Annotated in this window: 18 protein-coding genes; 15 read left to right on the top strand and 3 right to left on the bottom strand. The window is 27.9% G+C overall.

The genetic code is table 11. From position 1 onward, the window contains the following. Positions 1–28 precede the first annotated feature (28 nt). The 5 genes from AC11VW_RS11195 (at position 29) to AC11VW_RS11175 (ending at position 7,494) form a co-directional block, all read left to right on the top strand. On the top strand, positions 29–403 hold the full coding sequence (locus tag AC11VW_RS11195; protein WP_484301503.1) for an ornithine aminomutase subunit alpha: 375 nt from the start codon (positions 29–31) through the stop codon (positions 401–403). Next, positions 397–2,601 carry a D-ornithine 4,5-aminomutase subunit OraE gene (gene oraE / locus AC11VW_RS11190; RefSeq protein WP_484301502.1) on the top strand — a complete coding sequence of 735 codons (2,205 nt, stop codon included), beginning with the start codon at positions 397–399 and terminating at the stop codon, positions 2,599–2,601. The genes AC11VW_RS11195 and oraE overlap by 7 nt, the downstream gene beginning before the upstream one ends. Beyond that, positions 2,601–3,992, top strand: coding sequence for a GlmL-related ornithine degradation protein (locus AC11VW_RS11185; protein ID WP_484301501.1), 1,392 nt, complete (start codon positions 2,601–2,603; stop codon positions 3,990–3,992). Before oraE ends, AC11VW_RS11185 begins: the two co-directional genes overlap by 1 nt. Further along, complete coding sequence (gene orr / locus AC11VW_RS11180) at positions 3,977–5,071, top strand: ornithine racemase Orr (RefSeq protein ID WP_484301500.1); 1,095 nt, start codon at positions 3,977–3,979, stop codon at positions 5,069–5,071. Before AC11VW_RS11185 ends, orr begins: the two co-directional genes overlap by 16 nt. Before the next feature lie 716 nt (positions 5,072–5,787). Next, positions 5,788–7,494, top strand: a complete 1,707-nt coding sequence (locus tag AC11VW_RS11175; protein WP_484301499.1) for a sensor histidine kinase — start codon at positions 5,788–5,790, stop codon at positions 7,492–7,494. Positions 7,495–7,541: 47 nt separating this feature from the next. Here AC11VW_RS11175 and nhaC read toward each other — a convergent pair whose 3' ends face one another. After that, positions 7,542–8,975: a Na+/H+ antiporter NhaC gene (gene nhaC / locus AC11VW_RS11170; RefSeq protein WP_484301498.1), complete on the bottom strand. Its 1,434-nt coding sequence runs from the start codon at positions 8,973–8,975 to the stop codon at positions 7,542–7,544. Positions 8,976–9,425: 450 nt separating this feature from the next. Continuing rightward, complete coding sequence (locus AC11VW_RS11165) at positions 9,426–12,587, bottom strand: DEAD/DEAH box helicase (protein ID WP_484301497.1); 3,162 nt, start codon at positions 12,585–12,587, stop codon at positions 9,426–9,428. Positions 12,588–13,013: 426 nt separating this feature from the next. On the opposite strand from AC11VW_RS11165, the gene AC11VW_RS11160 reads away from it, so the two are divergent. The 5 genes from AC11VW_RS11160 to AC11VW_RS11140 all read left to right on the top strand — a co-directional run bounded on the left by AC11VW_RS11160 (position 13,014) and on the right by AC11VW_RS11140 (position 18,275). Beyond that, entirely contained in the window at positions 13,014–13,868 is an 855-nt protein-coding gene (locus AC11VW_RS11160) for an N-acetylmuramoyl-L-alanine amidase family protein (RefSeq protein ID WP_484301496.1), read from the top strand. Between the two features lie 162 nt (positions 13,869–14,030). After that, positions 14,031–14,972 (top strand): DNA-processing protein DprA, encoded by a 942-nt coding sequence (locus AC11VW_RS11155; RefSeq protein ID WP_484301495.1) that lies wholly within the window; start codon positions 14,031–14,033, stop codon positions 14,970–14,972. A gap of 154 nt (positions 14,973–15,126) precedes the next feature. Next, a complete protein-coding gene (locus AC11VW_RS11150; protein WP_484301494.1) occupies positions 15,127–15,654 on the top strand; it encodes a hypothetical protein in 528 nt (175 codons plus the stop codon). Positions 15,655–15,750: 96 nt separating this feature from the next. After that, positions 15,751–15,972: a YdbC family protein gene (locus AC11VW_RS11145; RefSeq protein ID WP_484301493.1), complete on the top strand. Its 222-nt coding sequence runs from the start codon at positions 15,751–15,753 to the stop codon at positions 15,970–15,972. 428 nt (positions 15,973–16,400) lie between these two features. Further along, positions 16,401–18,275, top strand: coding sequence for a sensor histidine kinase (locus AC11VW_RS11140; protein ID WP_484301492.1), 1,875 nt, complete (start codon positions 16,401–16,403; stop codon positions 18,273–18,275). A gap of 61 nt (positions 18,276–18,336) precedes the next feature. Here AC11VW_RS11140 and AC11VW_RS11135 read toward each other — a convergent pair whose 3' ends face one another. Beyond that, positions 18,337–18,741 carry a 3D domain-containing protein gene (locus AC11VW_RS11135; RefSeq protein ID WP_484301491.1) on the bottom strand — a complete coding sequence of 135 codons (405 nt, stop codon included), beginning with the start codon at positions 18,739–18,741 and terminating at the stop codon, positions 18,337–18,339. A gap of 243 nt (positions 18,742–18,984) precedes the next feature. Between AC11VW_RS11135 and AC11VW_RS11130 the strand changes: the two genes are divergently transcribed. The 5 genes from AC11VW_RS11130 to AC11VW_RS11110 form a co-directional block, all read left to right on the top strand. Next, the gene (locus AC11VW_RS11130) at positions 18,985–19,455 is read left to right on the top strand and encodes a ferritin-like domain-containing protein (RefSeq protein ID WP_484301490.1); all 471 of its coding nucleotides are present in this window, start codon (positions 18,985–18,987) and stop codon (positions 19,453–19,455) included. A gap of 127 nt (positions 19,456–19,582) precedes the next feature. Further along, complete coding sequence (locus tag AC11VW_RS11125) at positions 19,583–19,996, top strand: cytochrome b5 domain-containing protein (RefSeq protein WP_484301489.1); 414 nt, start codon at positions 19,583–19,585, stop codon at positions 19,994–19,996. Between the two features lie 11 nt (positions 19,997–20,007). Further along, positions 20,008–20,886: a hydrogenase small subunit gene (locus tag AC11VW_RS11120; protein ID WP_484301488.1), complete on the top strand. Its 879-nt coding sequence runs from the start codon at positions 20,008–20,010 to the stop codon at positions 20,884–20,886. An 11-nt stretch (positions 20,887–20,897) separates the two neighbouring features. Further along, positions 20,898–22,304, top strand: coding sequence for a nickel-dependent hydrogenase large subunit (locus tag AC11VW_RS11115; RefSeq protein WP_484301487.1), 1,407 nt, complete (start codon positions 20,898–20,900; stop codon positions 22,302–22,304). Next, a partial coding sequence (locus AC11VW_RS11110; protein ID WP_484301486.1) for a hydrogenase maturation protease occupies positions 22,301–22,669 on the top strand: 369 nt, incomplete at its 3' end. The genes AC11VW_RS11115 and AC11VW_RS11110, both read left to right, overlap by 4 nt.

Here is a 22,669-nt window from a genome sequence, read left to right as displayed (position 1 = left end):
TAAGAAAAGTATAAATAGGGGGATAATCATGAAAAAGAGATTAGATGATTTTCAAGATAGAAGAGCTCATTTAGTGAACCTAAGCGATGAAGAGCTAAAAGCAAGATTTTGGCAATTAGCAGGAGAAATAGTTGAACCAATGGTAGAGTTAGGTAAAAAAAATACAACACCATCAATAGAAAGATCAGTTCTTTTAAGAATGGGATTCTCATCATTAGAAGCTAAAGAAATAATAAATGGAGTATTAGAAAATGGTCTTATAAGTAAAGGTGCAGGTCATGTTGTTTATAAGTTAGCTCAAAATAATAAAATAAATGTACGTGAAGCAGGAGTAATGTTAGTTAACGGTCAAGGATGGGATGAAGTAGTTAATTTATTTGCTAAGGAGGGAGTATCATGCTAAAAGAAAATAAAAAATTAGATGTAGAGTATATACTTAAAGATTTAGAAAATTATAGACCAAAGAGAAAAGGATGGACTTGGAGAGAAAATGAAAAAGATTTAGAAATGGGACCTTTTAAATATCAAGATTGTTCAGCACCTTTGAAAGAAAGTGTAGCACTTCCATCAGCTAAATATTTTAACAATATAGACCCACAACCTAAAGCTGTTATAACTACTGAAGTAGCTTCAGGAAGATTTGAAGATGATATAAGAAGAATGAGAATGGCAGCTCACCATGGAGCAGATCATATAATGGTTATAAGAACTGCTGGTCAATCTCACTTTGATGGACTTATAGAAGGTACACCACAAGGTATAGGTGGAGTTCCAATAACTAGAAAACAAGTAAGAGCGCAAAGAAAAGCTCTTGATTTTATAGAAGAAGAAGTAGGAAGACCAATAAATTACCATTCTTATGTAAGTGGAGTTGCAGGACCAGAAGTTGCTGTAATGTTTGCTGAAGAAGGAATAAATGGAGCTCACCAAGATCCACAATATAACGTACTTTATAGAAATATAAATATGATAAGATCATTTGTTGATGCTTGTGAAGCTAAAAATATAATGGCATTTGCTGATATGGCTCAAATAGATGGAGCTCATAATGCTAATGCAACTGCAAGAGAAGCTTGGAAGGTTATGCCAGAGCTAATGGTACAACATGCCCTAAACTCAGTATTCTCTGAAAAAGTTGGTATTAAAAAAGATAATATATGTTTATCAACAGTACCTCCAACTGCACCACCAGCTCCATGTTTAACTCTAGATTTACCATATGCAGTAGCTTTAAGAGAATTATTCTCTGATTACAAAATGAGAGCTCAAATGAATACGAAATATATGGATTCTTCAACTAGGGAAGCCACAGTAACTCATGTTCTTAACTTATTAACATCAGTTTTAACAAGAGCTGATATACAATCTACAATAACTCCAGATGAAGGAAGAAACGTTCCTTGGCATATGTACAATATAGAAGCTTGTGATACTGCTAAACAAGCATTAGTTGGTATGGATGGATTAATGGATATGATAGAGCTTAAAGAAACTGGAGCTTTAAGAGATAAATCAAGAGAGTTAAAAGAAAGAGCAGTATTATACATGGAAGAAATCTTAGAAGTTGGTGGATACTTCGAAGCTGTTGAAAAAGGATTTTTCGTAGACTCAGGAAATTACCCAGAAAGAAATGGTGATGGAATAAGCCGTAAGATAAAAGAAGGTGTAGGAGCTGGAACAGTTTATGAAAGAGATCAAGATTATTTAGCTCCAGTAACTGCTCATTTTGGATACAATAACGTAGCTCAATACGATGGAACTTGTGCGATGGATCCAGCTAAGTTAATAGATGGATGTACATTTGAAGATCCAGATAAAATAATATACATAGATGAATTAGATGATATGGACAATGTAAATGTAAGACTTAAAGAAACTGAAGAGTTTAGAAACTCTACTAAGATAAAACCAGAAATGGAATGGTGTGCTGATGGTACTGTTATGCTTACTATGATGTTGCCAACAGATAAGAGAACTGCTGAGTTTGCAGCACTTGAGTTTGCTAAGAAAATGAATTTAGAAGATCCAGAGGTAATAAATAGAGAGGTAATGCACTGTGCTGAAGGAACTAGAATAGAAATAAAAGGTAAGGTTCCATTTAGTATAGATACAGCTGATTTAATCATACCAGAAGAGCAAAAGATAATGACTGATGATGAAATAAGAGCTGATATAGAAGCTAATCCATTAAAAATAGTTTGTGCAACAGTAGGAGAAGATGAACACTCTGTTGGACTTAGAGAAGTAATAGATATAAAACATGGTGGGATAGAGAAATATGGTATAGAGTGTCATTACCTAGGAACTTCAGTACCAGTTGAAAAATTAGTAAATGCGGCTATAGAATTAAATGCTGATGCAATATTAGCTTCAACTATAATAAGTCATGATGGTATACACTACAAAAACATGAAAAAAATGCATGAATATTGTATAGAAAAAGGAATGAGAGATAAAGTAATATTAGCCGCTGGAGGAACTCAAGTTACGCCTGAAATAGCAGTTGAACAAGGAATGGATGCAGGATTTGGTAGAAGCGACAGGGGAGTAAATGTTGCTACATTCTTAGTTGAAAAAAGAAGAGAGTTACAAAATAAATAATGAGAATAGATGTATTAGTTGCTGAGATAGGCTCTACAACAACAGTTGTAAATGCCTTCTCAGGCATACACACAGATAACCCTAAGTTTATAGGTCAAGGGCAAGCACCAACAACTGTATTTGAAGGCGGAGATGTAAGAAATGGTCTTAATGGAGCTATAGATGATTTATCTAAAGCTTTAGGTGTAGAAAGTATAGAGTATGATGACATGTTTGCAACATCTAGTGCAGCAGGTGGGCTAAAGATGACGGTACATGGGTTAGTTTATGATATGACTGCAAAAGCAGCTAAAGAAGCAGCCTTAGGTGCAGGAGCGGTAATACACAAGGTAACTGCAGGGAAACTTAGAAGAACGGATATAAAAGAAATCAAAGAAATAAAACCTAATATAATACTAATAGCAGGTGGAGTAGATTATGGTGAGCGTGATACTGCAATATATAATGCAGAACTTATAGCAGGATTAAATCTTGGTGTTCCTGTAATATACGCAGGCAACATTGAAAACAAAGAAGAAATAAAATTAATATTTGAAGATACAAATTATAAACTTTATATAGTTGATAATGTTTATCCAAAAATAGATTTATTAAATATAGAACCAACAAGAGAAGTAATACAAAATGTATTCGAAGAACATATAACAAACGCACCAGGAATGGAGCATGTAAAAGACTTAGTCAATGAACATATAACACCAACTCCAGGAGCTGTTATGGAAAGTGCAAAGTTACTTAAAAAACACATTGGAGATTTAATTGTTATAGACGTAGGAGGAGCAACGACTGATCTTCACTCTGTAACAGAAGGAAGTGAAGGTGTTAGTCGAATATTAGTAAACCCAGAACCTGTTGCTAAAAGAAGTGTTGAAGGCGATTTAGGTGTTTACGTTAATATGGAAAATATAGTTAATTTAATTGGAAAAGAAAATTTACAAGAAGAATTAATAGATATTGATATAGAAGAAGTAATGAGTAATTATTTAGCAATTCCAAAAACACCACAGCAAATAAAATTTGTAGAGAGGCTGACAAAAGAAGCAGTACTTCGTGCTACAAAAAGACATGCTGGAACTATAAGAAATGTTTATGGAGCAAGTGGAAAAAGTAAAATAGCAGAAGGAAAAGATTTAACGGAAGTTAAATATGTAGTAGGAACAGGTGGTGCGCTTACACGCTTACCTCAAAGAGTAGAAATAATGAAGTATATCTGTGAGTATAACAAAAATAAAGATGTACTTTTTCCAAAAGAAAAAGCAAAGATATTAGTTGACAATGATTATATAATGGCATCTCTAGGAGTTTTATCTAAAAAATATGAAGAAGCATCTCTAAAGCTTATGTTAAAAAGCTTAAATCTAGAGGAGGAAAGCGAATGTACCCTAGGTTAGAAATTAATATTCCTAAATTAAAACATAATGTATCTGTGTTAAGTGATATATGTAAAACTCATAACTTAGATATGGCAATGGTAACAAAAGTATACTGTGCAATACCAGAAGTAGTTAAAGAAATAAGTTTTGATAATGTAAATTACTTAGCAGATTCTAGAGTTGAGAACTTAAAGAATTTACAAGATATAAATATACCTAAAGTATTACTTAGAATTCCAATGCTTAGTGAGATAAAAGATGTAATAAAATATGTAGATATTAGTTTTAATTCAGAGTTAAAAACTATATATAAGTTAAATGAAGAAGCTAAAAATCAAAATAAAGTTCATAAAATAGCATTAATGTTTGACTTAGGAGATTTAAGAGAAGGATATTTTGATGAAGATGAATTCTTTAGAGTAGTAGAAGAAGTTTTAAAGTTAGAAAATATAAAATTATTTGGAATTGCTACTAACTTAACTTGCTATGGAGCAATAATGCCGTCAGAAGAAAACCTAGGAAGGCTAGCAAACTTAGCAAGAAGAATTGAAAAAGAATATAATATACCTTTAGAATTTGTATCTGGTGGTAACTCTAGCTCAATAGATTTATTGCAGTCTTTTAAAATGCCACATGGTGTAACTAATTTAAGATTGGGAGAAGCAATAGTACTTGGACGTGAAACAGCGTTCGGTAAAAGTATAGAAAATACTCACCAAGATGTATTTAAATTAGTTTGTGAGATTGTAGAAATAAAAGAAAAACCATCATTACCAATCGGAGAAATAGGTATGGATGCTTTTGGAAATGTACCAGAGTATGAAGACAAAGGAATTTTGAAAAGAGCAATAGTTGGCATTGGCAAACAAGATATAAATATAGATGGTATAATACCAATAGATAAAAAGATAGAAATACTAGGAGCAAGTTCTGATCATATGATACTTAATGTAACAAATTGTGAAAATAAGTATGAGGTTGGAGATAAAATAGAATTCTTAGTAGAGTATGGTGGGCTTTTAACTGCATGTACAAGCAAGTACGTACATAAAGAGCTAGTATATAATGAATGCACACAAGTTGAAATGGTATACTAGAAAAATTAAAAAATATAAACGAAAAGCATAGTGACTATCTATGCTTTTTTTGTATAATGAAAGAAAAATAACAAATTATATAAAAAAATGAAAAAATGTGTTTTAATCTATATGATTTTTTATTTTAAAGTATGAAATTAAGTGTTATTAAAATATAAAACATTTATTGTAAAAAAATGTAGAAAAATGTAAAAAAATGCAATAACTACTTTACTTAGTTTAAAATTTAAAATATAATAACATAGCAATAAAACATCAACTAAAGCGATAGAGGAGCTGAAATCGCTTATAAAAAAGAGAATTGCATTTAAAATGAAAGCTATAGTACTATTAACAATGATGTTTATATGTAATTGTACACTTTTTACAGAGGTACATAATAGTATACGATTTAAAGAGATATATAAATAAAAAACTCGTATCTACATAGGTGCGAGTTGTTGACATGCTAAGGATTTTGTAATTAAATTGCTTTACATAGTTATAAATTCAAATTACTTGAAGATTAATAGAGTAGTAAAAATGTTGTTTTACAAAGTTATAGTTAAATATAGTTTTAATAAAATTACAAATAATGTTTTGTGGAAAAATATGTAAAATTATTGTATAATTATAATTATAATTATAAAAAAAATATAAATTCACAACGAAAAAATACAAGGAATACATCTGAAAATATATAAATGTATATTATGATGTTTTGTGGGGGTATGTAAATGAAACAATTTTTAGATTCAATAGACACGTATGTATTTATTTTAAATAAAAACTCTGAGATTATATTTTGTAATAAAAAACTTTTAAATAAGATTAAATGTACTCAAGATGAAGTAGACAAGTTAAAAATAATTAGAATAAATAATCAAGATAATGAATCTATAAAAGATATAATAAATAATATAATAAAAGATGAAGAATTAAACTTAGATTTGAGAATATATATTAATGAAATTACGATTGAACTAAAAAGTAAAATTACCAGTGGACATTTTTATAGTGACGACATGGTATTTGTTTCAAGTAATGAGGTTAAATTTATAAATTATAAAGAAACAGTAGAAAATATAACTATAGAAAATAATATAAAAGAAGAAATAGAAAGTAGTGATAAGTTAATAGAAATATTAAATTCTATATTAGAAAAGATTGAACAATGTAAAACAGTTAATGAGATATTTAAGGATATAGATATAAAACAAGTAATAGAAAATTTATTATATGAAATGTATAAAGTTAACTTAATGAAAAAAGATTTTAAGTTGATTTTAGATATATTTGCAGATTCGATAGGATCAATGGATAAAAATGGGTACTTAAAAACTACAGACCAAAGGTGGTCTAACTATTTAGATTGTAGTGAAGAAGATTTTTCAGAATGCAATCTAGTGGATTTAGTTCATGAAAATCACAAAGATAAGTTAATAAATATATTAAATATTGATAATGAAGATGTAAATATTATTGAAAATAAAATAAAATGTAAAAATGGAAAATATAAATGGTTAAGATGGAATATTAAATTGGTAAAAGAAAAAGAATTATTTGTATTTATAGTTAGAGATATTAGCAAAGAAAAATCTGAAGAAAAACAAAGAAAAAAATTAGAAGAGGCTATTCATCTAGAAAATATAAAGAATGAATTTTTTTCAAATATGTCTCATGAATTTAAAACACCACTTAATATAATTTTAGGAACAATGCAATTATTAGATAGAAATGTTAATAATGGAAATATTGAATGGGATAAAAATATTGATTTAAATAGATATATAAAATTGATAAGACAAAACTCTTATAGACTTTTAAGGTTGATAAATAATATTATAGATATGACTAGAATTGAAAATGGATACTATGAGTTAAAGCTTGGAAATCATGATATAGTAAGTGTTGTAGAAGATATAACTTTATCAGTTGCTCAGTATACTGAAGGCAAAGGTGTAGATCTTATTTTTGATACTAATTGTGAAGAACATATTATAGCTTGTGATCCAGAAAAGATAGAAAGAATTTTATTGAACTTATTATCAAATGCAATTAAATATACAAAGGAAAATGGAAGTATACGTGTCAATTTAGTTGCTCGCAAAAACGATATCAGTATATCGGTTAAAGATGATGGACAAGGTATATCTAAGAAAAAATTACCTGTTATATTTAATAGATTTGTACAAGGAGATAGCATTTTAACTAGGACTTGTGAAGGTAGTGGGATAGGTCTATCGCTTGTAAAATCATTAGTAGAGATACATGATGGGAGAATAAAGGTTAATAGCGAAGAAGGAATTGGAACTAATTTTGAATTCTATTTACCTAATAAAATAACAACTTATCATGAGGATAAGTTAAATAGAAGTTACATTTCTGAGAGTAATAAAATTGAGATGTGTAATATAGAGTTTTCAGATATATATGAAATGTAGCATATAAATTAATAAAAGCGTCGGGATATCCGACGCTTTACCATTTTTTAAGCTGGATTTTCATTTTCAGCTTTCATTTCAGATATTTCTTCAGGCGATAACTTTGCAACTTTGAAGTTAATAGCTATTAAGAACAGCGAAACTAAAGGGTTTATTATATTTAAGAACGCATAAGGTGCATAAGCGAAAGTACTAATGCCTAGTGTTCCATATATGTAAGCACCACATGTATTCCAAGGAACGAGTGCAGAACTTAGTGTACCACTATCTTCAAGAGCTCTTGATAACATTTTTGGATGTAGCCCTCTTTTTCTATATTCGTCTTTATACATTCTACCAGGTATAACAATTGATAAATATTGTTCACCGGCAACTGTATTAGTCATTGCACAAGTAAGCATTGTGGCAAATACAACACCAAATGTTCCTTTTGCAAATCTTAAAATAGAAGAAGCTAGAACTTCCAACATGCCTGTTTTTTCTAAAATTCCACCTAAAGATAATGCACATATAGTAAGAGATACTGTAGACATCATAGACATTAATCCACCTTTAGATAGTAAATCATCAACGGCAGCAACGCCACTATTAGATACGTATCCACTGTGAGCGGAATTTATAATATCACCAATAGATGCCCCTTGGAATACTATTGCAAATACAAATCCTAAAATTGCACCAGCAATAAGTCCTGGTATAGCAGGAACTTTAAATATTACAAGTCCTATAACTATCATAGGTGGTATGAATAAAACTGGAGATAAAGTATTAAATGAACTTGCTAAAGTATCTCTTATCAAGCTTATTTGAGACATATCTAAATCCTTACCTACATATTTCATGCCAAGTATTGCATATAAAATCAAACATATTACTAATGCAGGAATTGTAGAGTAAAGCATAAATTTAATGTGCTCAAATAAAGTAGTTCCAGCCATAGCAGGAGCTAGGTTAGTAGTATCTGATAATGGAGATAATTTATCACCAAAGTATGCACCAGAAATTATTGCACCTGTTACAAGTGGTGCTGGCATTCCAAGTCCCTGTCCAATTCCTAAAAGAGCAACCCCAACAGTTCCAATTGTAGTCCAAGAAGATCCAGTTGCTATAGAAACTATTCCACATATTACAGTAGTTGCAACTAAGAATATTTGGGGAGATAAAATCTCAAGTCCCCAGTAAATCATAGCTGGAACTATACCACTGATTATCCAAGTACCTATAAGTACTCCAATTATCATGATAAGTAAAATAGCTTGCATAGCCATCTTAATAGTAACAAACATACTTTCTTCTAGTTCATTCCACTTGTATCCCAGTTTACATACGGCAACAAGTGCTGCAATGATAGTTCCTCCGATTAATGGTACATGAGGAGAAGCCCCATATTTAAATATTGAAATACCTAAAAATAAAATTAAACATGCAATTGGTATTAGCGCATCGAACAGTGTAGCTTGTCTTTTTTCTTTCTCTTTCATAAAATATAAGAACCCCCTTAAAATTTTTTACTCATAGATGAAAGTTATAAAAGAATATACTCTGCTGTTTAATAAAGCAAATAGCATGCCATATAATGTAAAATATATATTAAGTGAAAAAAAATAATCGAATAATTCAAATAATTTAGATAATTCAAAGAATATGTACAAAAATATTAATATATTAAAAAATAGAATTTGAATTTAAAATTTGAAAAATGGTTTCAAGGTCAGAAATAGCAAATAATTAATCAAAATAGCAAAAAAAATTGCATTCAAATTAGTTAATATATTAAATTATAATTAAAATCACTGGATGATGTAGTAAGAAACATTCGTAAGCTTAATATAATCATGATACCTTAATATAGTTAAAGTAAATAATTAAATATAAAAAAATAAAACAGTAAAGGGAAGTGGAGAATATTTTCACTTCCTTTTTTACTGTTTTTAAGCAAATAGGTCAATTATATCTTTATCAGAAAGGCTTTTTAAGACATTTTGATTAGAAAGGTCTCCATTAATAAATTCTTCAATAAGTTCATTTTTACTTTCTTGAAGTTTTACTATCTTTTCTTCTATAGTTCCTTTTGCGATAAGCTTTATAACTTCAACAACATTTTTCTGACCAAACCTATGAGCTCTGTCACTTGCTTGGTTTTCAACAGATGGATTCCACCATGGGTCAAAGTGTATAACTACATCAGCACTAGTTAAATTAAGACCTGTACCACCGGCTTTTAAGGAAATTAAAAATACTTTATTTTTATTTCCTTCATTAAATTCATTAACTAAATTTAATCTTTCTTTAGCTGGAGTTTGCCCATCTATATAAGAATAAGAAATATTATTTTTATTAAGTTCATCACCTAAATTTTTAAGAACCGATGTAAACTGTGAAAATAAAGGTATCTTATGATTATCAGCTATATAGTCTTTTAAAAGTTGTATAGTAGTATCTATTTTTGAACTTTTCTTATTATAATCTTCTAAAAGTATTTTAGGATCTAAACAAAGTTGTCTCAATTTTGTAAGATAAGAGAAAATTACTATCCTATCTTTTTTAATATCTTTATTATTCATTTTTTCACTAAGATCAGATACATAAGCACTATAGATTTTTCGTTGGTCTTTGTTTAGTTCAACAAAGAATTTCTTTTCTATTTTTTCAGGAAGTTCTTTCATAACTTCAGATTTAGTTCTTCTGAGTATAAATGGCTTTATTAATCTTTTTAAGTTGTAACTATTGTCGTCACTGTATATAAATAAATCTTGGAATTTACTTCTACTATATAAATATCCAGGCATTACAAAATCAAATATTGACCAAAGTTCCATTAAGTTATTCTCAATAGGAGTACCAGTTAGTGCAAATCGAACTTTAGCTTTAACACTTTTAACAGCCTCAGTACTTAATGCAACAGGATTTTTAATATTTTGAGCTTCGTCAATTATACAGTAATCAAAAGTTTTTTGATTGTAGTAATCTAAGTCATTTCTAAGTGTTCCATAAGTTGTTATAACTACATCGTAGTTATCCATTTCCTCAAAAGCTTTTTCACGTTCTTTTTTGCCTCCATGAACTAATAATACCTTCATAGTTGGTGCAAAGGTTTCAAATTCATTTTTCCAGTTATATATTAAAGAAGTAGGGGTAACTATTATACTTTTACAGTTTTTATCAGTTTTAGATAGTAAAAAACTAATAGCTTGTAAGGTTTTACCAAGACCCATCTCATCTGCAAGTATGCCACCAAATTCGTAGTGATTTAGTGTGTTAAACCAATTAAGACCAGATACTTGATAATCACGTAAAGTAGCATCAAGTTCATTTGGAATAGTTGACTCTAAGGTTTTTATATTTTCAAACTTCTTAGAAATATCTTTTATTAAATCTTTACCAGTTATAAAATCTAAGCTTTTATTTTCAAACATATCATTTAGATATAGAATTTTGCTATTATGAATTTTAGATATATCATCATTTCCAATGAAATCTAAGTTTTCAAGTAGTTCGAAAAAGTCTTTAGTTTCTTTTTCTTCTAGGTTTAAGAAACTTCCATCTTTCAATTTATAAAATTTACTTTTTTCTTTAAAAGCAAGTAATATACCTTTATATTCATCTTTATTAATATCTTCTATATTAAAAGAAAATTCTAAATAGCCTTCAACTCCATCTCTTATAGAAGCTTGGATAGAAGATGAGTTGTATATTTTTTTAGCTTTGAACTTTTCAGAGTAATAAATATCACCAAATTTTTTAAGCTTTATTATTTCTTTACTTAATAAAGTATATAAATCTAAATCAGTTCCCTTGAATATATAAGTTTTATTATCTAAAACAAAATTTAAGTCAATAAGCTTATTTTGAAATTCATTTTCTTTATCTAAATCTCTTAATACAAATTTTTTTCCATTTTGGTCATTATAAACAAATTTTAAATCACAAATAATGTTAGCACCATTTAAGTCAAAATAAAATTCGGCTTTAAATTCACTTATTATATTATTTTTTATTTCATCATCTATTTTTACCTTTTTAGAAAACTGTGATATTTTAGGAATTAAGTTACTTAATACACCTTGAGTATCTTCTTTTTCAAAAACTATATCTTTAGTTTGATTAAGAGCAGAATAAATTTTATTATAATTTAAAGCTTGTTCTCCATAAAGTAGATATAGATTATCGTTATATAATAAAACATCTCCTTTATCTGTTAGTGGAGTAGGCAAATCATCATTAGATATAAGTTTTATCTTTCCAGCATCATTTTTTACATCAAAAGAAATTGGAAGTACATCCTTTATTATTTTAGGACTATATTGTTCATTGTTAAAGTTAAGTGTAAAACATTTATTTTTTAAAGTTTCTAAAAATGCTTTAAATTCACTTTTTCCGATATGCATCATTTTAGGGTTAGAAACGCTAAAATAAGATGCTAAATTGCTTCCATAGTTTTCGATAGTATCTATTAAATATTCATCATCAGGATAAAAATAATGAATATTTGGGTTGTAGGTAAAATTTTTACCGTATTCTAAAACATAATTATTAGCTTTAGCGCATGCAAAGTCACTTAAGTTTTTAAGAACGTACATTTTATCTTGACCTATTTTAAAATCTGCATAGATTTTATTATGTTCTATAGATATATTTACATCTAAGTTAACTAATTCTCTTTTAGAATCATCAAAGTGAAATAGCAACTGTTTATTAGGCTGTGTAGGAACTTTGATAACAGGATCCTTTTCCTTAATTTTAGCAACTAACCCTGTAGCCTGTTCTCTTTTAGCAAGTTGTATTCCATATATAGAAGTTGCAGCTAAGTGTTTACATATAAATACACGATTATTAGTGCTTCTTGATCTAAAGTCTTCACAAGTGCATCTAGCTTCAACTATTTTTAATTCTTTAGTATTTACAGATATACAACTTGGATAAACTTCATTGTAATACTCAGATTCGCAAATTCCTTCAAAAGATATTTTATCTTCATTTATATTAAAAGTAACATAATCGACTAGTCTTTTATTAAAATATTTAATTCCTCTTATCCATCTTGATGGGTCTGTTTTTGATTTTATTAAATCCTGTATCTGTTTAAAGTCCAATTAATTTCACCTTACCCTCATTGTGTATATAAAACATTATAGTCTATAACGCTTTAAATTACACAAAAATATTTAAAATATAAATCATTATTCAAGAAAAAATTATGATTTAAAATACGTAAATTAATAAGTTCACGAACCTTTAATATACTACATTTTGGTATGTTTATACAAGTTAAAATTATTGAAATATTAATCACATTTTTAAATGCTATTTAATATAATAATAAGAGTATCAAAATTGGTTACAAAATATTTTGTATAAGGTTTTGTAATTAATTTTAGTAAAATACTTTTTTAGAAGATTTCTATTTATTTAGTTAAAATAAAATTAATATTGTAGTTATTAAAGTCAAGTAATGTAATTAGCATAATAAAGTTTATTAAGTACTATGAAATTTATAAAATAAAATAGGAGATGATCGTGTGAAATTACTAATTTTAGATAGTGGGCATAATGAATATGTAGCTGGTAAAGAAGCCCCAGACAAGTCGATGAAGGAATGGGAATTTAATAATGATATGCAACATAAAATTAAAAAATTAGCACAAAAGCATGGACTTAGTGTATATTTAACAAATCCAAATCCAGAAAAAAAAGATGAAATAGGACTAGCTAAAAGAGCAGAACTTGCTAATTCTTATTGGAAATCTCAAGGCAAGCCATTAGCATTATTTTTTAGTATACATTCAAATGCTTATAAAAATGAGTTTAATGAAGCCAGAGGAACTGAAACTTATGTAGCATCTAATGCAAGTCAAGACTCTAAAAATGCTGCAAAATATGTACAAGATGCAGTGTATAAAATGATTAAATCAATAGACCCACAAGCTAAAGATAGAGGAGTTAAGGTTGCTGATTTTACAGTTATATACAAAACTCAAATGCCATCAATTCTTGAAGAATATGATTTTTATACTAATAGAGATGATCTTAAGATTTTAAAAGAGAATAGAGATGAACTAGCAGAGGCTACTATGCAGGGAGTATGTAAGTATTTTGGAATAGCGTATATGCCAACAGAACCACCAGTAGTGCCTAAGTTATATGAAAATTGTGTAGTATATAGTGGTCAAGTTGATGAAAATATAGCTCAAATATTAAGTTGGCATTTAAAGAATTGTATTGTAGTAGATTTAAGTATGTACAAAGAAGATTTAGGTAAAAATATTTATGTAATAGGAGAGGCGTGTACAAAGTTAAAAGGTGACTATAATTTTTATGGAAAAGATAGATGGAAAATATTGGATATGGTTATGAAGTATGTGAAAACTAAATAAAAGCTAAATTATATGCTACTACTAATTTTAATATTACTAGTAGCATATTTTTAGTTATTGTAAAAATATTACATTTAATTTATATTATAATCAATAAATGTAAAGGGGAACCTAGTATGGAAGATTATTTTAAATATAAGGTACGTTAAGGAGATTTTTGAGATGGAAAATATAATATTAACCTTATCGTGTTTGCCTAAGGTTGGAAAAAAAACGATACTTTATTTTATAAAAGAGATGTTAGAAAAACCTAGAGATGAGAAAGATTTATTAGATAGATTTATAAAAATAAAGAGCAATAATAGACGTATAATAGTTCCCACATTAGAACAACTAAAAGAGGCTATAAATAAAAGTGAAGAAATAGTCCTAAATTCACAAAGACAAAATATAAAAACTATAGATATATTAAATAAAAACTTTCCTAAAAAATTGAGATATATAGATAATGCTCCATCAATACTTTTTTATAAAGGTAATTATAATAGTTTAATAAATGATAAATCTGTTGCAATCATAGGTAGTAGAAAAGCTGATATGAAGGGATTAGAGGAATCCTATAGACTAGGGGCTGTATTTGGTGATGGAAAGTATAGTGTTGTAAGTGGTTTAGCTATAGGATGTGATGAACAAGCTCACAGGGGATGTTTAGACGTTAGAGGAAACACAGTTGCAGTACTACCCTGTGGATTAGATGATATATATCCAGTTAGTAATAGAGGATTAGCAAATAAGATATTAGAAAATGAAGGATGTTTAGTTAGTGAATATCCTATTGGTATGAAATCATTTAAAAACAACTTTATAGAAAGAGATAGAATCCAAAGTGGATTAAGTAGTGCGGTTATAGTGTGCCAAGCTAATGTTGATTCAGGAACTATGTACACTGTTGATTTTGCTAGAGAGCAAAATAGAATTTTAGCATGCTTAGATACTGAAGCTAGTGGTAATCAAAAACTTATTAAAGAAGATGATTGCATTGTAATTAGAAATAAAGAAGATATAAGTAGACTGAAGTTAGAAATAGACAAGTTTAATAATTCGTTTTTGGTAAATAATAGTAAAGAAGCAAATGAGCAATTAAAATTAGAATTATTAAAATAACAAATATTTGGAGATAGTATTAATATATAATATAAAATGTAGAAAAATGTAGAATTAAGATTTAAAAAAGTTTTGTTTTATGATATATTATACTGTATTGCTAAAAATATAGATCTTACTTTATGAAAATAATAGTAATGAAAGGAAATATATCATGGAACCAATTAGAATTAATACTACAGATTTTAAATTAAGTAATTTTATAAATTATTATACAGATAATGCAAGAGAGATGCTTTTTGAATACTCTGATTCAGTTATTAGAGTAAACTTAATTGATAAAGATTATATGGATGTAATAACATTTGATGAAGAGTATGAAGAACTACAAGAAGCAAATGATTACAAGTCAGTTTTATTAGATGAAGAATATTCACTACTATTTATAGTAGGTAAAACTCATGAAGGTGCGGAAAAATTTGAGTTTATAGACGGTAAAAAGTATAGCATGAAACATTATGTAGATGATTTATATACAGATAAAAATAGTATAAAAGATATCGGTGATTTAAAGTTGAACTTAGATTATTTAGTAGGACTTTTAATAGATGTAGAAGATGGAGAATATGTAATAAGTATTGTTAACTATGAAAAGGGATTAAGCCCAAGAATAGATGAAGTAGAAGAATCAGGTGACTTAGAAGATATAGTTAAGAATTTAATAAATAGATTTACTGCATAAATAGAGAGTATGACTTTAAATATAAAAGTCATACTTTCTTAGTATATAAAGTTAAAAATATGATACAATAAGTAAAAAATAGTAAGGAGATTTAAAATGGCAGGAATAAAGTTTGAAATATGTGAAGAAATAGGTGTTATAGCAGATTCATCAAAAGGGTGGACTAAGGAATTAAACCTTGTAAGTTGGAATAATAACGCTCCTAAATTTGACATAAGAGATTGGTCTGAAAATCATGAAAAAATGGGTAAAGGAATCACTTTAACTAATGAAGAGTTGAAAGTTCTTAAAAATTTATTAAATGGGATTGACTTATAATATTAAAAACATAAAGTAATAGATTGAATTATTTTATATAAATTAATGATTATAAATTACATAGTAATTACAAAATAGACTTAGCCATTAGGATTAAGTCTATTTTTAGTTACCTATTGCTATTAGCAGGATAAGATAATCCTATTGGCTTATACATATTATCCATTACATTAATAACAGAAAGTGAATTTTCTAAAGTATTTAGATATTTTTTAGTGAAGTCACATTTGTGTTTAAATTTTATGGCAGTATATATGCTTCTATAATAAAATGTATGCAGATTTATATCATTTGCTAATTTTGAATGCAAATATTAGACATGAATAGTGGAAAGTATATATTCAAATATGAATTAATACAAAAAATCCCATTTTATACTGCTATGTATTATAATTAATATAGAATGTATTAGTGTAATAGGAGGTCTTATGCTAGAAAGAGATGATTACTTAAAAATGCTTTTTAATAGTCCTATACCATGTATGTGGGTCAACGTTGTAAAATATGAGAAAGAAAAAGCCTTTGATATAACTGTATTAGGAATAAATGAAAAATTAAGGGAGATTAGTAATAAAGAAATTAAAGAAAATTACACATATAAAATAGACAACGAAGAATATGATAATTTAAATTCCATAATAGAAAATTTAGATAAAGATAAAAAAACTACATTAGTAGATTTTGTACAGACTCTAGAATCTTTTTATCAAATAGATATAAATTGCATATCAGAGAATAAATACATAATTTGGTTCACAAAAAAAATAGAATTAGATGAAAATATTAGAATTTTATTAGAGAAAATGGATGCATATGTATGGTGTAAAGATGCATTAGGACGCTATGTATATACAAACATGAAATCAGAATTATATCCTAATGCTAATGAGCCTAATTTAATAGGAAAAAATGATTTTGAAGTGCTTCCCGAGGAAGTAGCAAATGTTTTTGTGGCTTCTGATAAAAAATTATTAAATATGGAAGAAGAAAGTATAGAGGCTTTAACATTTTTTAATGAAAAATGTTATGATGGGTTAAATCAGCTTATTAAAAATGAGAATGGTGATATACTAGGAACCATTGGAATTTGTATAAACACATTAAGACAAACAAAACATATAACTAATACTATATCTGATGCTAAGATACTAGAATTAATAAGTGATACTATACCAGATAGTATATTTTACAAAGATAATAATGGCATATTTAGACATTGTAATAAAGTATTTGCAAAAAATAGAAACTTAGAGAAAGAAGATATAATAGGTAAGACAGAAAAAGATATAAGTACACCAGATGAAAAGATAAAAAAATACTACCTTGAAGACCAGGAAATAATGAAATCTAAAAAGCCATCCATATCTACCCACTCATGGGTATCTAATGATGGAAGAACTACATGTTTTGAAACAATAAAGGTTCCTTTTGTGGATGAAAATCAAATGGTAGGAGGCGTATTAGGTATATCAAGGGATATATCTCATAGAAAAGAAGCAGAACTAGAATTTGAAAGACTTAGAATGGAGTTTTTTGCTAACTTATCTCATGAATTTAAAACACCTCTAAATCTTATATTTAGCTCAATTCAACTAATTGAATTTATGATAGATAGAGGCGAAAATAGTATTGATTATAAGAACTACACTAAGATAATAAAACAAAATGGATATAGACTTTTAAAAATGGTAAATAATTTGATAGATAGTACAAGGCTTAGCTCGGGATGTTTAGAGTACAATCCACAAAATTATAACATAGTTGAGTTTGTTGAAAATATATGTAATTCAGTTCAGTATTATGCCAATCAAGAAAATATACAATTAATATTTGATACTAACTCAGAAGAAAGAGTTATGGCTTTTGATTTAGAAAAAATGGAAAGAATAATACTTAATTTGCTTTCTAACTCTATTAAATATAATAAAGAAAAAGGAAGCATAGAAGTTAGTTTAAACTTTGAAAAAGAAGATTTATATATAAAAGTAAAAGATAGTGGGGTAGGAATACCAGAAAATAAGCTAGATGATGTATTCAAATTATTTAAGCAAATTAATAATAGGATAACGAAGCTAAGCGAAGGTAGTGGAATAGGTTTATCTATAGTTAAATCATTGGTAGATTTACATAATGGGAGTATAAATGTACATAGTAAAGAAGGTATAGGCAGTGAGTTTACAATAAAATTACCTATAAATATATGTAGGAATGAGGGAAATCATAAAAAGCCAATTAAGTATAATAGATATGTAGAAACTATTGATATAGAATTTTCAGACATATACACATCAATAAAAGTATAGTTAAATTTAAAAAGGATAACATCTTATTTTTAGATAAGATGTTATCCTTTTATTATATATATTAATTTAATATTTTAATTTCTATATTTTTAACTCCCCATTCATTACAATGAGCTTCGGTATCCATAAAAATATCTATTCTATTTCCTTTTATAGCACTTCCACAGTCCTCGGCGACAAATATTTTGTCAAACTGGGGTATATAGACTTTAGTTCCATAAGGTATGACCTTTGGATCCACGGCAATAGTTCCCCATTTAGGAGTTGTTCCTGTAGAAGTTATAGTATCTCCTGCATATGCAGTCGCTTTGGCTGTAAGAGTTGTTTTTATGCTTATATTTTTAGTAGCTGCGAGATTATTAGAAGACATAATTTTTGATTTACTATTTTCTACTGCAAATGCATTAACGCCTGTAATTGAGATTAATGACGCACAAGCTAAAGCAGTTATTAATAATTTTTTCATAAAGTCACCCCTTAGGTCTAAGTATTGTCGCACATACATTTGTTTGTTGTGTTTTACTTACATCTACTATTATACATGAATGTAACTATTTTGTAACCTTTTTAGAATAATTACATTTAATTTCTATTTATGGATTAAATTATTTTGAACAGATAAAATCTAAATAATTTAAAAAATAGGAACAAATATGTCATAAGCTGAATAATATTATAGTGAAATATATTATAATAGGGAGGAAATTTAATGTTTAATTATAATTATCCAACATCACAATCATTTATGAACTCAATAAATCTAATGCAACAATCTGTAGAAGGTGAAAAATCTGACGCATTATTTTATGAATGGCTAATAAATAACATTCCAACAGATATACTAACAAAATCTCAAGTAAAGAGCATAAAAGATACTATAATATCTATAAGAGATGATGAAATATCTCACAATAAAATGTATAAGAAAATGTACAAACAACTAACAGGAATGGATGCAAAACCAGTAGAAGAAGAATTTGTACCACCAGAAAATTTTGTAGAGGGAATACTTAAGGCTTTAAATGGGGAATTAAATGCAGTTAAAAGATACAGAGAAATAATGAATGGAATGCCAAATCTTTACTTTAGGGACAAAGTGTTTAATATATTGACTGATGAATTAAGACATGGAAGTTTATATAACTATATTTATACAACTGTACTAGATGCTCAAAAATAAAATTATAAAATAAGACAAATAGGCTATCAAATTTTGATAGCCTATTTGTCTTATTTTATAATGCTTAATCATATATATTATAGATGATTTATTTTAAGTTTTGATAAATTATTAAGGAGGTATTATTATGACAAGTCAAAGAGACTTAAGAATTAACCAACTTAAGTACATGATAAAATATACAGAAAATATTATATATTATAGTATACATCCACATCAAAAATATTATTATAAAAATCAACTAACACATCTAAAAAGACAATTACAAGAATTACAAAATCAGAAAAATAATAGTGAAAAAACTACAGGCAGAGAATTTACATTAGAAGAATTAGCTCAATATGATGGAAGCAAGGGAAAAGATGCTTACATTGCAATAAATGGAGTTATATATGACGTTAGCTATGAAGCATCATGGGGAGGAGGAACGCATGCTGGATTAGTAGCTGGAAAGGATTATACAAAAGAATTTGCATATTGTCATAATTCTGAGCTTAAGTATATTAAGGATTTACCAGTAGTAGGTAAGCTTAAAGAGTGAGGTGATAAAATTTGAAAAAGAAAAGATGTGCGTTGAGAGATAAAGATGGTATTCAAAATTCTTTAATAGAAAGAGCAATAGAAGAAATAAAAGATAATAAAGCTAAAAAAGTTAATGTTATATGGCTAGAAACATCAGGGTGTGCAGGAGAGATAATTTCATTTCTTAATGCAAGAGATCCTGATGTTATGTATTTTCTAAAAGAAATGGTGAATTTGAAATTTAGTAACAGTTTAATGGCAGCTGAAGGAGAAAGAGCATATGAACAATTCTTAGAAACTTTAAAATCTGAATTTATACTTTTAGTTGATGGTGCAATACCTATTAAAGACAATGGATTATTTAATATAATTGCTAAATATAAAGGAAAAGCAATAACAGCTATGGAAGCTGTAAGTACTGCAGCAAAATATGCTAAGTATATTATAGCTGTTGGAACTTGTGCATCTTATGGTGGTCCAACAGCTGCAAATCCAAATGTTTCATTAGGTACTTCAGTTTCTTATTTTTTAGATGAGTTAAATAAAAAAAATATAAAAATTCCTGGATGTCCTGTTCATCCAAGTACAGTAACAGCTACAATAGCGCATCTTATATACTTTGGAGAACCTGAACTAGATGAAGATGGTAGACCTATAGTATTTTATGGGCATACTATTCATGACAATTGTCCTCGTAGAGGTTATTTTGATAACAAGCAATTTGCAGATAAATTTGGACAGTTGGAATGTATGTTTAAGTTAGGTTGCAGAGGCCCTATTACAAAAACATATTGCCCTATAGGAAGATGGAACAATACAGATAATTGGCCTATAGGAAACAACACAACTTGTATAGGTTGTGCTGCACAAGGATTTCCAGATACTATGCAACCAACTGTTAGATATTAGGGGGCGATATTATGGCAAAGATTGTTATAGATCCAGTTACAAGAGTAAGTGGTTTTTTAGAAATAGAAGTAGAAATAGAAGGTAATAAAGTAATCGATGCAAAATGCGGTGGAATGCAGTTTAGAGGATTTGAGAAGATGCTTCAGGGAAGATTTCCACTTGATGCGATAAGATTAACATCAAGAGTATGTGGTATTTGTTCAACTCATCATACCCTTACTTCAAGCCTTGCGCTAGAGCAAGCGCTAAATATTATTCCAGATGAAAATGGAAGAATTATAAGAGAAATAACTAATGGTTTTGAATTTTTACAAAATCATTTAAGACATTTTTATCAATTTAGCATACCCGATTATGTAGACTTACCTAACATAAATCCAATTCATAAAGATTATAAAAGTGATTTTAGATTACCAAAAGACATAAATGATAAAATAAGCAAAGATTATGAAAAATCCCTTTTTCAAAGTAGTAATGCTCATAGGGCATTAGCAGTAATTGGAGGAAAAGCACCACATAATCATGGAATATTTGTAGGTGGAACAACTACTGATATGAATATAAAAAAGTTTGAAGAAGTAAAATCCTTACTAAGTGAAATAAAAGAATTTATAAGTAATAATTTAATTGAGGATGTATATAACATATCTAATTATTATAGTGATTATTTTAAAAATGGTATAGGATATGGAAATTTAATGGATTATGGTTTATTTGATAATTATAAAGATTCCTCAATGAGATATTGTGATTCAGCTATATTAATAGATAATGTTAAATCTAATGTAGATATAAGTAAAATAACAGATTGTGTAACTCATGCTTGGTTTAATGCAAATAATGAAATATTAACTCCAACAGACCAACCACCAAATCCAAATCCGTATAAACCTAATGCTTATAGTTGGGTTACAGCACCTAGATATGATGGAAAGTGTATAGAAGTTGGGCCATTAGCAAGAATGACTTTAAGCGGAAATTATAATAATGGAATTTCTACAATGGATAGAATAGTAGCAAGAGCTTTAGAAGCAAAAAAAATATGTGGAGTTTTAGAACAACTTTTAACTATTGTAAAATTAGGAAAAGCAAAACAAGAACAGTATGATATGCCAGACAAAGCAGAAGGAGTAGGTCTTACAGGTGCTTCAAGAGGAGCATTAGGTCATTGGATATCTATTGAAAATAAGGTTATAAAAAACTATACAATGATAACTCCATCAGCATGGAATTTATCACCTATGGATGATAATGGTGTAAAAGGAGTTTTAGAAAAATCACTTATTGGAACTTATATACAAGATGTCAAAAATCCAGTTGAAATAGGAAGAATAGCAAGATCATTTGATCCATGTCTTACTTGTGCAGCTCATATAACTAGTGATAAATATTCTCCTATTACTATAAAAATAGTATGATTAAAGTTTTTGCAATAGGAAATATACTTTTAGGTGATGATGGTGTTGGAGTTAAAGTTGTAGATAAAATAGAAAATGAAATAAAAAGTCTTAGTAAAGATATAGAAGTTATAATAGGTGAAACAGATTTTATGTATTGCTTAATAAATATTGAAAAAGAAGATTTTGTAATAATAGTTGATAGCACTTGCCTTGAGATTGATCCAGGGAGTGTTACAGTTTTTGATTTTAAAGAGTGTGATAAATTTGTGGGAGATTTAAGTACACAACATGAAGAAAATCTTTTAAAGATACTTCGTATAAATCATAGAGAAATAAAAGGATGTTTAATAGGCATAGAGGTATCATTAGTAGATTATTCATTA

Source organism: Romboutsia sp. (assembly GCF_056995035.1).
This window is presented reverse-complemented; position numbering and strand designations above follow the sequence as displayed.

Bases quoted from the DNA above. Each gene is read 5' to 3' on its own strand.
- AC11VW_RS11195 (WP_484301503.1), top strand. From the start codon at position 29: ATGAAAAAGAGATTAGATGATTTTCAAGATAGAAGAGCTCATTTAGTG.
- oraE (WP_484301502.1), top strand. From the start codon at position 397: ATGCTAAAAGAAAATAAAAAATTAGATGTAGAGTATATACTTAAAGAT.
- AC11VW_RS11185 (WP_484301501.1), top strand. From the start codon at position 2,601: ATGAGAATAGATGTATTAGTTGCTGAGATAGGCTCTACAACAACAGTT.
- orr (WP_484301500.1), top strand. From the start codon at position 3,977: ATGTACCCTAGGTTAGAAATTAATATTCCTAAATTAAAACATAATGTA.
- AC11VW_RS11175 (WP_484301499.1), top strand. From the start codon at position 5,788: ATGAAACAATTTTTAGATTCAATAGACACGTATGTATTTATTTTAAAT.
- nhaC (WP_484301498.1), bottom strand. From the start codon at position 8,975: ATGAAAGAGAAAGAAAAAAGACAAGCTACACTGTTCGATGCGCTAATA.
- AC11VW_RS11155 (WP_484301495.1), top strand. From the start codon at position 14,031: ATGGAAAATATAATATTAACCTTATCGTGTTTGCCTAAGGTTGGAAAA.
- AC11VW_RS11150 (WP_484301494.1), top strand. From the start codon at position 15,127: ATGGAACCAATTAGAATTAATACTACAGATTTTAAATTAAGTAATTTT.
- AC11VW_RS11145 (WP_484301493.1), top strand. From the start codon at position 15,751: ATGGCAGGAATAAAGTTTGAAATATGTGAAGAAATAGGTGTTATAGCA.
- AC11VW_RS11140 (WP_484301492.1), top strand. From the start codon at position 16,401: ATGCTAGAAAGAGATGATTACTTAAAAATGCTTTTTAATAGTCCTATA.
- AC11VW_RS11135 (WP_484301491.1), bottom strand. From the start codon at position 18,741: ATGAAAAAATTATTAATAACTGCTTTAGCTTGTGCGTCATTAATCTCA.
- AC11VW_RS11130 (WP_484301490.1), top strand. From the start codon at position 18,985: ATGTTTAATTATAATTATCCAACATCACAATCATTTATGAACTCAATA.
- AC11VW_RS11125 (WP_484301489.1), top strand. From the start codon at position 19,583: ATGACAAGTCAAAGAGACTTAAGAATTAACCAACTTAAGTACATGATA.
- AC11VW_RS11115 (WP_484301487.1), top strand. From the start codon at position 20,898: ATGGCAAAGATTGTTATAGATCCAGTTACAAGAGTAAGTGGTTTTTTA.